Source organism: Lysinibacillus sphaericus OT4b.31 (assembly GCF_000392615.1).
Lineage (GTDB): Bacteria > Bacillota > Bacilli > Bacillales_A > Planococcaceae > Lysinibacillus > Lysinibacillus sphaericus_B.
In genome coordinates, this window is the sequence record NZ_KB933427.1 from 1 (window position 1) to 521 (window position 521).

A 521-nucleotide genomic window follows, 5' to 3' on the forward strand; every position below is an offset into this window, starting at 1 on the left:
CCCTCCTACTCGATTTTTTATCAGAAATAGTAGTTACAAATAACTCTATTAACGAGAGTAGTACGCTACGTTCAACTATTTTCTTCCATTTTCGGACTTTGCCACTGTCCAATTAGCTAACTTCTTCAAATTCATGGCAGTCAAAGTAAGCATCGCCTGCAAGGACAATTTATTAATCCCTTATAAGGTCGTCCAACGCATACCATGCTTTTCTTTCGCATCCGTAAATATGCGTTCAATCGTTTCTTTTCGACGTGCATAGTTTGCTTCATGTCACTTTGATGACGTAAATGATAGGCTTCTTCCATATGATGCATCAAAATAGGACGTTCAATGATTTTCTGATGATCCCTTACTCGTCGTACATGGAGCCAATAAGGGACAACTTGTGCATTGAAATGGATAGGATTTATACTGTATTCTGCCTTCATTCGTTGTTATTGAATAGGGTACACTAGTTCATTGGAGCGCAGGCGGCGACTTCTGCGGGAAAAGCATGAGTTGAAGGCCCCGCAGAAGCG

General features: G+C 40.9%; 1 pseudogene. It reads right to left on the reverse strand.

The window, feature by feature from the left end:
* Positions 1–75 precede the first annotated feature (75 nt).
* A pseudogene (locus tag H131_RS26230) lies at positions 76–447 on the reverse strand (transposase); the annotation flags it as partial.
* Positions 448–521 lie beyond the last annotated feature (74 nt).